The 13,894-nt window shown below is 68.3% G+C and carries 10 protein-coding genes; 5 read left to right on the top strand and 5 right to left on the bottom strand.

The features are described from left to right. The first annotated feature begins 1 nt into the window (after position 1). Together ACMX37_RS03920 and ACMX37_RS03915 are read left to right on the top strand one after the other, a co-directional pair. Positions 2 to 1,033 carry a LacI family DNA-binding transcriptional regulator gene (locus tag ACMX37_RS03920; RefSeq protein WP_483147609.1) on the top strand — a complete coding sequence of 344 codons (1,032 nt, stop codon included), beginning with the start codon at positions 2 to 4 and terminating at the stop codon, positions 1,031 to 1,033. Next, complete coding sequence (locus ACMX37_RS03915; protein ID WP_483147608.1) at positions 1,030 to 2,550, top strand: tryptophan halogenase family protein; 1,521 nt, start codon at positions 1,030 to 1,032, stop codon at positions 2,548 to 2,550. The genes ACMX37_RS03920 and ACMX37_RS03915 overlap by 4 nt, the downstream gene beginning before the upstream one ends. Before the next feature lie 160 nt (positions 2,551 to 2,710). On the opposite strand, the gene ACMX37_RS03910 is transcribed toward ACMX37_RS03915, so the two are convergent. Continuing rightward, positions 2,711 to 5,482 carry a TonB-dependent receptor gene (locus ACMX37_RS03910; protein ID WP_483147607.1) on the bottom strand — a complete coding sequence of 924 codons (2,772 nt, stop codon included), beginning with the start codon at positions 5,480 to 5,482 and terminating at the stop codon, positions 2,711 to 2,713. A gap of 430 nt (positions 5,483 to 5,912) precedes the next feature. On the opposite strand from ACMX37_RS03910, the gene ACMX37_RS03905 reads away from it, so the two are divergent. Both ACMX37_RS03905 and ACMX37_RS03900 read left to right on the top strand, forming a co-directional pair. Beyond that, positions 5,913 to 6,617 carry a DUF6445 family protein gene (locus ACMX37_RS03905; protein WP_483148355.1) on the top strand — a complete coding sequence of 235 codons (705 nt, stop codon included), beginning with the start codon at positions 5,913 to 5,915 and terminating at the stop codon, positions 6,615 to 6,617. Continuing rightward, on the top strand, positions 6,614 to 8,146 hold the full coding sequence (locus ACMX37_RS03900; RefSeq protein ID WP_483147606.1) for a tryptophan halogenase family protein: 1,533 nt from the start codon (positions 6,614 to 6,616) through the stop codon (positions 8,144 to 8,146). The genes ACMX37_RS03905 and ACMX37_RS03900 overlap by 4 nt, the downstream gene beginning before the upstream one ends. An 84-nt stretch (positions 8,147 to 8,230) precedes the next feature. Here the strand turns inward: ACMX37_RS03900 and ACMX37_RS03895 are convergent, their stop codons facing one another. After that, complete coding sequence (locus ACMX37_RS03895; RefSeq protein ID WP_483147605.1) at positions 8,231 to 8,740, bottom strand: c-type cytochrome; 510 nt, start codon at positions 8,738 to 8,740, stop codon at positions 8,231 to 8,233. Between the two features lie 205 nt (positions 8,741 to 8,945). On the opposite strand from ACMX37_RS03895, the gene ACMX37_RS03890 reads away from it, so the two are divergent. Then, positions 8,946 to 9,758 (top strand): DUF1499 domain-containing protein, encoded by an 813-nt coding sequence (locus ACMX37_RS03890; protein ID WP_483147604.1) that lies wholly within the window; start codon positions 8,946 to 8,948, stop codon positions 9,756 to 9,758. Here ACMX37_RS03890 and ACMX37_RS03885 read toward each other — a convergent pair. From ACMX37_RS03885 to ACMX37_RS03875, 3 genes are all read right to left on the bottom strand, one after another. Further along, complete coding sequence (locus tag ACMX37_RS03885; RefSeq protein WP_483147603.1) at positions 9,755 to 10,360, bottom strand: CDP-alcohol phosphatidyltransferase family protein; 606 nt, start codon at positions 10,358 to 10,360, stop codon at positions 9,755 to 9,757. The genes ACMX37_RS03890 and ACMX37_RS03885 overlap by 4 nt on opposite strands. A gap of 10 nt (positions 10,361 to 10,370) precedes the next feature. Beyond that, positions 10,371 to 11,642: a NupC/NupG family nucleoside CNT transporter gene (locus ACMX37_RS03880; protein WP_483147602.1), complete on the bottom strand. Its 1,272-nt coding sequence runs from the start codon at positions 11,640 to 11,642 to the stop codon at positions 10,371 to 10,373. An 82-nt stretch (positions 11,643 to 11,724) separates the two neighbouring features. Then, on the bottom strand, positions 11,725 to 13,866 hold the full coding sequence (locus ACMX37_RS03875) for an FAD-dependent oxidoreductase (protein WP_483147601.1): 2,142 nt from the start codon (positions 13,864 to 13,866) through the stop codon (positions 11,725 to 11,727). Positions 13,867 to 13,894 lie beyond the last annotated feature (28 nt).

The raw sequence follows: 13,894 nt of genomic DNA, 5'->3' as shown, positions 1-13,894 counted from the left end.
GATGGCCGACAACCCGCCCCCCTCCTCGCGGCGCAGCGCAACGCTCGAGGACATCGCGCGCGAGGCGGGGGTGTCGATCTCGACCGTCAGTCGCGCGCTCAACGACAGCCCCTCGGTCAAGCGGCGCACCAAGCAGCAGATCTGGCAGATCGCCCGCGCCCACGACTACGAGTTCCGCGCCTCGATGCCGAGCGGGCCGATCGGCGCCGACGCTACCCTCGCAGTGGTCGTCCCCGCGCCGCAGGGCCGCGATGCGCGGGTGTCGGACCCCTTCTTCCTCGAACTGCTGGCGGGCATTGCCGAGGCCGCGCGCGAGCGCAACGCCGACCTCATCATCAGCCACCTTGCCCCGCGCGCCACCGGCGATCTCGACTACGCCATGAGCACCAGCCGCGCGACCGGCGTGATCTTCATCGGCCAGTCCTCGCTCCACCACGAGTTCAACGCCTTGGCCGCGCGCGACAACCGCTTCGTGGTGTGGGGTGCGGAGTTCCCGGACGCGCAGTATTGCGTCATCGGCTCGGACAACCTCGCCGGCGGCCGGCGCGCGACCGCGCACCTCGCGCGGCTCGGGCGGCGGCGCATCGCCTTCCTCGGCGACAGCGAGGCGCCCGAGGCCGAGCAGCGCCTGCGCGGATACAAGCAGGCGCTCGAACAGTCGGGTATCCCTTTCGACGACGATCTGGTCGTCCCCGCCCATTTCGAGGTCCACTCCGCCGAAGCCGCCGTCCGCAGCGCTCTGGCGCGGGGCCTGAGGTTCGACGCGATCTTCGCCGCCTCCGACCTCATCGCGATCGGCGCGATCCGCGCGCTGACCCGCTCGGGGATGCGCGTGCCCGATGATGTCTCGGTGGTGGGATACGACAATATCCCGGCAGCCCGCCTCGTCACCCCGCAGCTCACCACCATCGACCAGGACGCCAACCTTGCGGGCCGGATGCTGGTCTCCAAGCTCATCGACAAGGGCGATGGCCCGGCGATCTCGCAGCGGCTTGAAACGAGCCTGCTGATCCGCGAAAGCTGCGGCGGATGACCGGACAGAGCGCGCCCCTATCGAGCATCGTCATCGTCGGCGGCGGCAGCGCCGGGTGGATGACGGCCGCCGCCCTCGCCGACGCGGTGGGGCGTTCCTGCGCGATCACCCTGATCGAAAGCGAGGCGATCGGCACCGTGGGCGTCGGCGAGGCGACCATCCCGCCCATCCGCCACTTCAACAAGCGCCTCGGCATCGACGAGGCGACCTTCGTGCGCGAGACGCAGGGGAGCTACAAGCTCGGGATCGAGTTCGTCGACTGGGGGCGGCAGGGACACCGCTATTTCCACCCCTTCGGCCAGTATGGCGCCGAATTCGACTCTGTGCCCTTCTACCACCACTGGATGCACGAGCATCTGGCGGGCCGGGTGGAGGGCCCGATCGACGACTTCTCGATGTGCTGGGCGATGGCGAAGGCGGGCAAGTTCAGCCACCCCTCGCCCGACCGGCGGCTGATCCAGTCGACCTTCGACTATGCCTACCACTTCGACGCCGGGCTCTACGCCGCCTTCCTGCGGCGCTATGCGGAAGGCCGGGGGGTGACGCGGCGCGAAGGCAAGGTCGTCGACGTTGCCCTGCGCGGCGAGGACGGGTTCATCGAGAGCGTGACGCTCGAGGACGGCGAGCGGATCGCCGGCGAATTCTTCATCGATTGCAGCGGCTTCCGGGGCCTGCTGATCGAGGAGGCGCTGCACGCGGGCTACGACAACTGGCAGCATTGGCTGCCCTGCGACCGCGCCGTGGCGGTGCCCTGCGAGCGGGGCGAGTTCACCCCCTACACCCGCTCCACCGCGCGCGAGGCGGGGTGGCAGTGGCGCATCCCGCTCCAGCACCGCACCGGCAACGGTTATGTCCATTGCAGCGAGTTCATCTCCGAGGACGAGGCCGCCGCGACCCTGCTCGCCAACCTCGACGGCAAGGCGCTGGCCGACCCGCGCCCGCTCAGGTTCGTCACCGGCAAGCGGCGCAAGTTCTGGGAGAAGAACTGCGTCGCCATCGGGCTGTCGGCGGGGTTCATGGAGCCGCTGGAATCGACCAGCCTCCACCTCATCCAGTACGGCATCCTGCGGCTGATCGCGCTGCTGCCGGACGCCGCCATGTCGCCCCTGCTGGCGCGCGAATACAATGCCCAGACGGCAAGGGAATACGAGCTGATCCGGGACTTCCTGATCCTGCACTACAAGGCCACGACCCGCGAGGATTCCGAGCTGTGGCGCTACTGCGCGGCCATGCCGATCCCCGACAGCCTGCAATACAAGATCGACCATTTCCGCGAGGCCGGGATGCTGGTCGCCGACGGGCAGGAGCTGTTCGCCAACCCGAGCTGGATCGCGGTCTATCTCGGCCAGGGGATCGTGCCGCGCCAGGCCCCGGCGCTGGCGGCTATGCGGGCCGGGGTGCCGGTCGCCGAGCGGTTCCGGCAGATCCGGCAGGCGATGGACGAGGCGGTTGCCGCCATGCCGTCGCACGGCGATTTCATCGCCCGCCACTGCCCCGCCCCGCCGCTCGCGGCCTGATTTCCGCCCCCCAAGCACCCGCGCATGCCGTGACAACGGCAGGGCGACGCGTGCGCGATGACCGCGCGACGACATCGCCTCGCCCCTCCCCGGAATCGAAAGGGCCCGCCATTGCTGGCGGGCCCTCCCTGAAACCCTCGTGCGACCCGAGGGGTCCGGGTCAGAAGTTCTTGCGGATCGTCAGGTTGAAGGTCCGCCCGTAGAGCTCGTGGCGGCTCGGGAAGGTGCCCACCTGCTGGCCGCCCGCGTTGAACAGGTCGTTCTCGGTCACGAAGGGCTCGTTCGTCAGGTTGAACACTTCCGCGAGGATCTGCACCCCGTTGAGGAAGCTGCCCTCGTTCGAGAAGGTGTAGCCGATCTGCGCATCGAGGATGGTTTCCGGCTGGGCCTGGGCACCCGAGAGCGAACCGTCGAAGTTCTGCACCTCGGACAGGAAGCCGTTGCGGTAGCGGGCCGCCAGCTTGGCGCGGAAGCCGTACTTTTCGTAGAATACGTCCGCCGACCAGGTCACGTCCGAATAGCCGGGGATGGCGATCGGGTTGAAGTTCTGGTTCTGCACCTCGGCATCGGCATAGGTGACGCTGGCAAAGCCGCCGAACCCGTCGAGCGCATCGCTGAAGTCGCCGAAGTTCAGGCGGACCGTGCCTTCCACGCCGGTGATCGTGCCGTCGGCGAAGTTGACCGGGCCGTTGAAGATCCCGGTCGCGACCTGCGGGTTAGCCTGCAGGAAGGCGCCCGCGCCGAAGTTCTGGATCGACTGGCTGAGATCGGTCAGCTCGCTGAAGTCGATAACCCAGTCCGACAGGTCCTTGTGGAACGCCGCGACAATGATCGCGGTGCCCGGCGAGAAGTACTTCTCGAAGGAGATGTCGTAGGAGGTCGACGAATAGGGCTGGAGCGCCGGGTTGCCGCCGCCAAGGTTGAAGCAGACCACCGAGGGCGGGTTGAATGCGATCACCCGGTCGGGGCGCTGGTCGTTGTTGGTGTCGATGCAGCTCAGCGGGTTGAACCCGATGTTCTGGTTCGCCGTCATCTGGTCGAGCCGCGCGCGGGTGATGGTCTTGGCCGCGGCGAGACGGATGAAGGTGTCGGGCATGATCTCGAAGGCGAGGTTCATGCTCGGCAGCCAGTTGTCGTAGCTCGCCTCGACGGTGTTGATCCCGCCCGCGATCGTGCCGGTCGAGCCCTGCTCGGTGTCGGCATAGCGCAGGCCGATATTGCCGCGCACCGGAACCGAACCCAGATCGCCGTCGATGTTGGCCTGAATGTAGAAGTTGTGGATCTTCTCCTCGACCACCCACTGGGTGTCGAAGGTGGCCTTCTCGACGAGATAGGTGCCGTCGGTCAGGAAGCTCGACGGATCATAGGCAAGGATGTCCATGCCCAGGCTCTTGGTGTCGGTCGAACCGACGATCGCGGCCGTGGGCACCCGCAGCCCGTTGCCGAAGGCGGCGGTGGGACGCAGGAAGCTCTCGTTCGAATCGAAGCTCTTCTGGCGATCGGTGTAGAGCCAGCCGACGGTGATGCGGTCGATGAAGCCGCCGTCGAACTCCCAGTAGGTCTCGGCGCGCAGCTGGTGCAGCTCGTCCTCGATGATCGGCTGCTTGATGAAGCCGACCTGGCCCCAGCCGCCCGGATCGGTGAGCAGGACGTTGGCCGGGTTGGTGTAATCGACCTGGCTGGCGATGGTGTACTGGCCGTCAGCCGGGAAGGTGAAGGTCAGGCGGTCCTGCAGGCCCGAACGCGCGCGGCCGGTGCCGGCATAGCTTTCGTAGTCGATGTCGTTGCGGTCGAGGGTCGAGTAGCCGTAGTCGAGCACGAAGCCGAGGTTGTCGGTCGCCTTCCACTCGATGTTGCCGCCGAGCGCGAAGATCTCGCTGTCCGCGCCCTCGGTGTCGGTGCGCAGGATCGGCACGACCGCGCTGTAGGTGGCGCTGTCGGCAAAGGGCCCGCTGCCCTGCGCGCCGACGAAGTTCGCGCCGCTCCACGAGGCGATCGGGGTTTCGGTGCCGCGGAAGATCCCGCTGTCGGTGGTGTTGGTGTAGAAGCCGTCGAGGGTCAGCGAGAAGCTGTCGCTCGGCTCGAACTGCAGGCTGCCTGCGACCGAGGTGCGCTCGAAGTTGCGGCTGACGACGCCCTGGCGCGGGTTGTCGGCGGGGTAGATCACGCCGCCCGGGGTGCGGCCGATCTGGAACTGGTTGGTCTTCAGTTCGCGGCTGATGAACTGCGTCGGGATCGACTGGATGGTGGCACCCAGCGACCAGCCGATGGTGCCGTCGGCGTTCTGGTCGATGTAGCTGCCGAAGAAGCGGTAACCGTCCGAGGCGAAATCGGGGTTGAGCGAGCCGCTGTCGTTGATCGTGTAGGTGCCCGACACGGTGATCTGGCGCTTGTTCGAATCCAGCGGACGGATGGTGCGCAGGTCGACCGCGCCGGCGATGCCGATCGCGGCGAGCTGGGCGTCACCGGTCTTGTAGACCACGCCGGTGCCGATCAGTTCCGAGGGGAACTGGTCGAATTCGATGCCGCGGTTGTTGCCCGCCGAGACGATCTCGCGGCCGTTGAGGAGCGAAAGCGAGAAGTCCGGGCCGAGGCCGCGGATCGAGATCTGCTGCGAGCGGCCGCGCACACGCTGGGCGGTGACGCCGGGCAGGCGGGCGAGGGTGTCGGCGATCGACTGGTCGGGCAGCAGGCCGATGTCTTCGGCCGAGATCACTTCGACGATCGAGGTGGCGTTGCGCTTGGCATCGAGCGAGGACTGGATCGACCCGCGGATGCCGGTGACGACGATCGCGTTCTCACCCTGGCCCTCGGCGACGGCCGCCTGCTCCTCGTCGGTCTCCTGCGCCATCACCGGCGCGCCGGTGGCGGTCAGCGCCAGAAAGGTCGCGGCCCCGCACAGCAGGCGCGCGCTACGATTGATCCCGTTCATTCTCATCAGAAGTCCCCTCCCGCTAGCGCCGCTCTCTGTGCGCTTTTGCAGGTTTTTTCATAGCCCATGCCGCGGCGCAGGTAAATCGCCAAATGGCAGTTGTATGACGCGGCCGAGGATTGGCACAATTATTCAATTATTTCTGTGGGTTCGATGTACCCATGCACCCGGTTGCCGCTCGCCTGCCTGTTTGAGCGAGCGCAAATGTTGCCCGATGGACACAGTTTTCGCCTATGCCGCATCGCAGCATGATTTCCGCAGCGCCCGCGCCGGGTGCGATCCGTCGTTCATGTCGCTCAGTATCAGGATTTTACGTTCATAACCAATTGTTTAAGGAACAACCTTGGAGTGCCTGCCCGAGTTTGTTAGGCTCTCCGGCATGGCCACCCAGCCCGCCTCACCCCGGCATGCACCCCCGCAAGGATGGGCGATCACGCTTGCCGCGCCGCGGGTCGGACATTTTCCGTTTTCAGATCAGCCTCTTGTCAGCATCGAGAATTTTCTCGAGACGCCGGAGCATGCAATTTCGCAAGCCTCTTTGCAAAATTTTGCAAAAATCACGCCGCAATATCCCGGCGTGCGCGCCGCGCTCGATCCGGCGGTGTGCCGGGCGTGGCTCGGGGTGCTCTCTCCCCTGCTCGATCAGTGGTTTGGCGGGGACGGGCGGCCCTGGGCGATGCAGGCGTGGTATTCGCTGGTGACGGCCCCGCCCGCCGCCCTCGCCCCGATCCAGCGCCTGCCCCATGTCGACGGCACCGACCCGCAGCAGATCGCGATGATGCTCTACCTCCACCGCACCGGCCACGGGGGGACGGCCTTCTTCCGTCACCGGGCGACGGGCTTCGAGTCGCTCACCGCCGAAACCTATCCGCGCTATGCAGCCGCGGTGCAGGACGAGGTCGCGCGCGCGGGCCTGCCGCCCGCCGCCTACCCGACCGACGGCGCCCCCCATTTCGAGCGCGTCCATGTCGCCGAGGGGACCTTCAACAGCGCGATTTTCTATCGCGGCAACATCCTCCACAGCGGGGTGATCGACAACGCCGCCCCCCTGAGCGCCGACCCCCGCGAGGGCCGGCTGACGATCAACGCCTTCTTCCGCCCGGTTCCGGGCCAAGGCAGGCAAGCAACGGGATGAATGCCATGGACCGGCCCGAGGTGAGGAAACTGGTGATCGTCGGCGGGGGCACCGCCGGATGGATCACCGCGGCGGCCTTTGCGCGGCTGCTGGGCCAGCGCCTGACGATCGAGCTGGTCGAGAGCGAGGCGATCGGCACGGTCGGCGTGGGCGAGGCGACGATCCCGCAGATCATCCGGCTGAACGCGATCCTCGGACTCGACGAGAACGCCTTCCTCTCCGCCACCTCGGGCACCTTCAAGCTGGGGATCGAGTTCGTCGACTGGGGCCGCAAGGGCAGCCGCTATCTCCACACCTTCGGCGACACGGGCATGACCCTCGCCAATGTCGCCTTCCACCACCACTGGCGCCGCAGCGCCGGAAGCGCGCCCGATCCGAAGGGGCTGTGGGACTTCTCGCTGCACCAGATGGCGGCGGACCAGGCGCGCTTCGGCAAGCTGGACCGGGTCGGCAACACCGCAGTGACGGGCCTTGCCTATGCCTATCACTTCGACGCCAGCCGCTATGCCCTGTTCCTGCGCGACTATGCCGAAGGGCGCGGCGTCACCCGCACCGAGGGCATCGTCGAGAGCGTCGCGCGCGACGGGGAGAGCGGCGACATCCGCTCGATCACGCTCGGGGGCGGCAAGGAGGTGGCTGGCGATTTCTTCATCGACTGCACCGGCTTCCGCGCCCTGCTGCTCGGCGAGACGCTGGGGGTCGGCTATCAGGAATGGTCGAAATGGCTCCCCTGCGACCGCGCGCTCGCCGTGCCGTCCGAGCGGCTGCCGGTGCTGGTGCCCTATACCCGTGCGACCGCCAGGGACGCGGGCTGGCAGTGGCGCATCCCCTTGCAGCACCGCACCGGCAACGGGCACGTCTATTCCTCGGGCTTCACCACCGACGAGGCGGCGGCCGACCTGCTGATGGCGGGGCTCGACACGAAGGCGCTGGGCGATCCGCGCCCGATCCGCTTCACCACCGGGCGGCGCGAGGCCTTCTGGGCGCACAACTGCGCCGCGATCGGCCTGTCGAGCGGCTTCCTCGAACCGCTCGAATCGACCTCGATCCACCTGATCCAGTCGCATGTCAGCCGGCTGATCCAGCTCTTCCCCCGCGCCGGCGACCCGTCGGCGATGCGCGCCGAATACAACCGGCGCTGCGAGGAGGAATTCGCGCAGATCCGCGATTTCCTGATCCTGCACTACCACCGGACCGACCGCGAGGACACGGAGTTCTGGCGCTACTGCAAGCACATGAATGTGCCCGACAGCCTCACCCACAAGATCGCGCTGTTCGCCGCCTCGGGCCGCGTCGGGCGCGATGTCGACGATCTGTTCCGCGATGCGAGCTGGGTGCAGGTGATGCTCGGCCAGGGGATCGTGCCGGCGGATTACGACCCGATGGCCGACCAGCTGAGCGAGGCGCAGCTTGCCGAGTTCCTCGCCAACCTCAGGACGCTGATCGCCCGCGCGGTCGGCTCGCTGCCGAGCCACGAGGAATACCTCGCGCGCCACTGCCCCGCCGACGCAAGCCTGCTCGCCGCCTGACGCCGCGCACCGGGCGGGCAAAGAAAAAGGGCGGCGCAGTCACCTGCACCGCCCGATTTTCCTGTGGCCGCGAGGGCCCGCCGATTACTTCGACTGCTGCTCGAGGTAGGCGACGAGGTCCGCGCGCTTCTGGTCGTCCTTGACGCCCGGGAAGGCCATCTTGGTGCCCGGCATGAAGCCCTTGGGATCCTTGAGGTAGTCGAACAGCACGTCCGGCGTCCAGGTGACGCCGCTGTTCTTGTTGGCGTCCGAGTAGGAGAAGCCCGGGACCGAACCCGACTTGCGGCCCACGACCTTGTGCAGCGACGGGCCGACGCGGTTCACGCCTTCGTCGAACACGTGGCAGGTGCGGCATGCGGCGAAGACCTTCTCGCCCGAAGCCGGATCGCCGGTGAAGCTGGCATAGGTCACCGCGCCGCCGGCAGGCGCCGCAGCGGCGGCATCGGCGGGGGTTTCGGTCGCAGCCGGAGTCTCGGCCGGAGCCATCTCGGTGGCCGCCGGAGCTTCGGCTTCCTCGGCCTGCTTGCCGCCGCAAGCCGAAAGGGTGGCAAGGCTCGCCAGCGCGGCCGCGCCCATCAGGAAATTACGCTTCATGGTCGTTTGTCCTCTGAACAAGATGTTCCTCCCGCATCCCAGCGGGGCTTAACCCAGAATTTCGGGCATGGAAAGCGGGACTTCACCTGCGCAAAAGGCCCTCTCCCCAGACACCGCAAGCACTCCAACGCATCGCCGGGCAAAGGGTTTCCCGCCGCGTTGCGTGAAAGTTGCCTTGGGCTCCGGGGGCGCTATGTTCGCGCGCATGAAGAACCTGCCCTGGCACACCAAGCTCGTCCTCGCCCTCATGGCGTTCGTCCCGCTCTATTTCATGGTCGCCGCGCTCGGCACCAAGGTGGGGATATGGGACTGGAAGCTGGGGCTGATGACCCTGACGCTGGGCGGCGGCATGATCCTGCTGGGGATCGCGGCGCTGGCGGCGCTGGTCTCGCTGGTGCTGGGCGTGCGCGCGAAGCCGCGGCGCAACGGGGTGCTGGCGGCGGCGATCATCGGCCTGCTGGTGCCCGCCGCCGCGCTGGCGGTGTTCCTCGGCATGGGCGGCAAGGCGGCCGGCAACCCGATCCACGACATTTCCACCGACACCGGCAACCCCCCGGCCTTTTCCGAAAGCACGATGGCCGCGCGCGAGGCGGCGGGGGCCAATCCGCTGAGCGACTACCAGGTGCCGCTCGGCCAGCTGCCGCTCTATGCGGAGCGCACCCCGCCCGAACTGGCGGTCAAGAGCCACGCGCAGATCATCACCGCCCGCCCTGATCGCCCCGCCCCGCTGCCGCTGGGCGGCGCGAGCAAGGCGGAAGGCACGGCGGCGGTCGCGGCGGCGATGGCGGCGATGGGGCTGACCGAGATCCGCCAGGACGCCGCCGCCGGCATGGTCGAGGGCGTGGCGGAAAGCTTCTGGTTCGGCTTCAAGGACGATGTCGTCGCGCGCGTGGGCGATGCGCAGATCGATTTCCGCTCGGTCAGCCGGGTCGGGATCAGCGATCTCGGCGCCAACACCGCGCGCATCGCGGACCTGCGCCAGCGCACCGAGGCGCTGCTGGGCGCGGCGAGCCGCTAGTCGGCGAAGGCCCGCACCGCCATCGCGCTCCTCTGCACGACGGTGAGCGCGCAAAGCCCCGCATAGCCGAGCGCCAGCACCGGGAACCACGCGGGCGCGAGGCACATGGCGATGAACACCGCGATGGTCTCGGCCCCTTCGGCAAGGCCGGTCGAATAGAAGAAGCTCTTCTTCCCGTGCGCCTCGGTCTCGGCCCCGCGCTTGGCGGCGACGACCGCGAAGGCGAGGAAGCTCACCCCCGTCAGCACGAAGCTTGCGACCAGCACCAGCGCGGGCACGGCATTGGCGGGCGCGAGCACCCCGAAGCCGACCGGCACGCTCACGTAGAAGGCAAAATCGGCGACGATGTCGAAATAGCCGCCGAGATCGCTCGGCCCGCGCGCCCGGGCGACCGCCCCGTCGAGCCCGTCGGCGAGGCGGTTGGCGAGGATCAGCGCGAGGCCCCAGCCGATCTGGCCGAAGGCGATGGCCGCCGCGCCTGCGAGCCCCAGCGCGAGGCCCGCGAAGGTCAGCCCGTTGGCGGTGACGCCCGCCTCCGCCAGCGCACGCCCGGCGGCGTTCAGCGGCGGATCGATCAGCGGGCGGAGCTTGGCGTCGAACATCGCGCGCGCCTCACCACGTCACCAGCCCGATCCACGCGCCGGTCATGGCGGTGGCGAGGTTGCCGCTGATCCAGCTCTTCATGCCCAGCCCCGCCGCCTCGGCGCGGCGCTCCGGGCAGAGCGTGCCGATGGTCGAGACCAGCAGGCCGACGCTGGCGAGGTTGGCGACGCCGCACAGGGCATAGGTGACGATCAGCTGGCTCCTCGGCCCCAGCGTCCCTGCCGGAAGGGCCGCAAGTTCGAGATAGGCGACATATTCGTTGAGCACCGCCTTGGTCCCCATCAGGCTGCCGGCCGCCTGCGCCTCGGCCCAGGGGACGCCGATCAGCCACATCAGCGGGGCCAGCGCCCAGCCCAGCAGGCGCTTCAGCGTCAGCGCCTCGCCCTCGACCATCGGCAGCCACGCCAGCGCCATGTCGACCAGCGCGACGAGGGCGAACACGGTGATGATGACGGCGATCACCGCGAGGAACAGCTGCATCCCGTCCATCGTGCCCTTGATGACCGCATCGATGCTGCTGGCATAGCCGAGGTCCGGTGCCTCGCCGTCGACCTCGGTCGCGCTCTCCTCGGGGGTGCCCGGCACCATCAGCCGGGCGACCAGCAGCGCCGCCGGGAGCGAGATCAGCGAGGCGGCGATCATGTGCCCGGTCGCATCGGGCACCACGGCGCGCAGTGTGGTGGCGTAGAGCACGAGGATCGCGCCCGAGATGGTCGCCATCGTCAGGGTCATGATCTGGAACAGCTCGGCGCGGCTCACGCGGCCGAACCAGGCGCGGGTGACGAGCGGCGCCTCGACCACGCCGAGGAACACGCTCGCCCCGCCCGACAGGCCGACCACGCCCGACACGCCGAGCGAGCGGCGCAGGAGGAAGGAGAGGCCGTTCACGATCCAGCGCAACACCCCCCAGTGCCACAGGAGCGCGGCGAGCGCCGAGAAGACGATCACCAGCGGCAGGATCTGGAAGGCGATCACCAGCGGCGGCTGCGCGCCCTCCCTGAGTGCGAAGGGCAGCTCCGCCCCGCCGAGATAGCCGAACATGTAGGACGAGCCCTTGAGCGTCGCCTGCTCGACCGCCGCGACCGCGTCATTGGCAAGCCCGACCGCCGCCCAGACCGCCGGCACGCGCACGATCAGCACCGCCAGCACGCCCTGAAGCGCCAGCGCGCCCGCCATCCAGCGCCAGCCCGGCAGGCGCGCGCGGTTCTCGCTGAAGGCCCAGGCAAGGCCCATCAGCGCGGCAAGGCCGATGATCCCGCGCAGTTGGTCGAACAGTTCCAATCAATCCCCCCTCGTGCGGTCAGCCCCGCCCTTCTTGCCGAAGACGCGGCCCAACGCCAGCCTGCCCGGCGCGGCCCGCCGGTCAGCCGCGCATCCAGGCGTGGTAGCGTTCGACCCACTTCAGCAGGCCCTCGGGCTTGTTGGCGCGTTTCCAGTTGCCGGCGGCGAACTTGTTGGCCTCGGCCATGGTCGGGTAGGAATGGATCGTGCCGAGGATCTTGTTGAGCCCGATCCCGTGCTTCATCGCCAGCACGTATTCGGCCAGCAATTCGCCCGCGTGCGCCCCGACGATCGTCGCGCCGAGGATCTTGTCCTTGCCGCCTGCCGGGGTGAGCACCTTGACGAAGCCCCGGGTCTCGCTCTCGGCGATGGCGCGGTCGAGATCGTCGAGTTCGTAGCGCGTCACCTCGACCGCGATGCCCTGCTCTGCCGCCTCGCGCTCGTTCAGCCCGACGCGGGCGAACTCGGGGTCGAGGAAGGTGACAGCGGGGATCACGCGGTAATCGGCCTTGAACTTGCGGAAGGTGCCGAACAGCGCGTTGACGCTGGCATACCAGGCCTGGTGGCTGGCGGTGTGGGTGAACTGGTAGGGGCCCGCCACATCGCCGGCAGCGAAGATATTGGGGAATTTGGTGGCGAGGAACTCGTCGGTGGTCACGGTCTTGCCCGTGTCGACGCCAATGTCCTCGAGCCCGAAGCCGGTGAGCCGCGCCTTCCTGCCGATGGCGACGATCAGGGCGTCATAGGGGATGCGCACCTCCTGCCCGCCTGCCTCGGCGATCAGCGTGCGCCCCTCGATCCGCACCGCCTTGTGGCCGGTGAGAACGCGGACCCCGTCCGCCTCGAGCACCTCGCGGGCGAGCGCGGAGACGTCGGCATCCTCGCGCCCGAGCAGGCTGTCGGCCATCTCGACCTGCGTCACCTCGGAGCCGAGCCGCGCCAGCGCCTGCGACAACTCGCACCCGATCGGCCCGCCGCCCAGCACCGCGACCCGCTGCGGTGCCGCGTCCATCTGCGCGAAGGCCTGCCACATGGTCTCGCTGGTGAGATAGCCGCTCTCCCCGATCCCGGGGATCGGCGGCACCACCGGCTCGGCCCCGCTGGCGATGATGATGCTGCGGGTGGTCAGCCTTTGCGTGCCGCCGTCGTTGAGCGCGATCTCGACCGTCCAGGGGTCGATGATCCGCGCATAGCCCTTGACCACATCGACCCCGAGACCGGTATAGCGTTCGACGCTGTCGTGCGGTTCGATCGCCTTGATGGTGTCCATCACCCGCTGGATCACGGCCCGGAAGGGCACCTCCGGCTCGACCGCCGCCAGCCCGTAGCGGTCGGCATGGCGCATCGTGGCGGCGACCTTGGCGCTCTTGATGATCGCCTTGGACGGCACGCATCCGGTGTTGAGGCAGTCGCCGCCCATGTCGTGCACCTCGACCAGCGTCACCTTGGCCTTCACCGTCGCGGCGATATAGGCCGAGACGAGGCCTGCCGAACCCGCCCCGATCACCACCAGATTGCGGTCGAACTTTTTCGGGCGCCGGAACCCCGCATAGACCTTGCGCCGCTTGATCAGCCCGATGATCCCCTTGGCGATCCACGGCACGATGCCGAGCAGCACGAAGCTCCCCAGCACCGCCGGCGAGGCTATCCCTGCCAGGCTGTCGATCCGCGCCAGCTGGGTGCCCGCGTTGACGTAGACGATGGTACCGAGCAGCATGCCGATCTGGCTCACCCACATAAATGTGAGCGTGCGGATGCGGGTCAGGCCCATCACGAGGTTGACCATGAAGAAGGGGAAGACCGGGATCATCCGCAGCGAGAAAAGGTAGAACGCCCCGTCGCGCTCCAGCCCGGCGTTGATCGCCTTCAGCCGCTCGCCGAAGCGCGCCTCGATGCTGTCGCGCAGCACGTAGCGCGAGGACAGAAAGGCGAGCGTCGCCCCGATGGTCGAGGCGAAGGAGACGATCACCGTGCCCCAGACCACGCCGAACAGGGCGCCCGCCGCCAGCGTCATGATCGCCGCGCCGGGGAAGGACGCGGCGGTGACGACGACATAGGCGAGGAAGAACCCCGCGACCACCACCAGCGGATTGTCGCGCTGGAAGGCGGCCGTGTCGTCAGCAAGCGCCTTCACGCCCGCGAGCGTCAGGTATTGCCCGAGATCGAAGGCGAAATAGGCGGCGGCGAGCGCGGCCAGAACGGCGATGATGGCAAGCTTCTTCACGTGATCCCCTTTCGGCCCGGTTCGCGGC

The organism is Porphyrobacter sp. THAI-01a, from assembly GCF_056868655.1.
This window is presented reverse-complemented; position numbering and strand designations above follow the sequence as displayed.

Coding starts and splice junctions, on each gene's coding strand:
- ACMX37_RS03910 (WP_483147607.1), bottom strand. CDS start 5,482: ATGAACGGGATCAATCGTAGCGCGCGCCTGCTGTGCGGGGCCGCGACC.
- ACMX37_RS03900 (WP_483147606.1), top strand. CDS start 6,614: ATGAATGCCATGGACCGGCCCGAGGTGAGGAAACTGGTGATCGTCGGC.
- ACMX37_RS03895 (WP_483147605.1), bottom strand. CDS start 8,740: ATGAAGCGTAATTTCCTGATGGGCGCGGCCGCGCTGGCGAGCCTTGCC.
- ACMX37_RS03890 (WP_483147604.1), top strand. CDS start 8,946: ATGAAGAACCTGCCCTGGCACACCAAGCTCGTCCTCGCCCTCATGGCG.
- ACMX37_RS03885 (WP_483147603.1), bottom strand. CDS start 10,360: ATGTTCGACGCCAAGCTCCGCCCGCTGATCGATCCGCCGCTGAACGCC.
- ACMX37_RS03920 (WP_483147609.1), top strand. CDS start 2: ATGGCCGACAACCCGCCCCCCTCCTCGCGGCGCAGCGCAACGCTCGAG.
- ACMX37_RS03915 (WP_483147608.1), top strand. CDS start 1,030: ATGACCGGACAGAGCGCGCCCCTATCGAGCATCGTCATCGTCGGCGGC.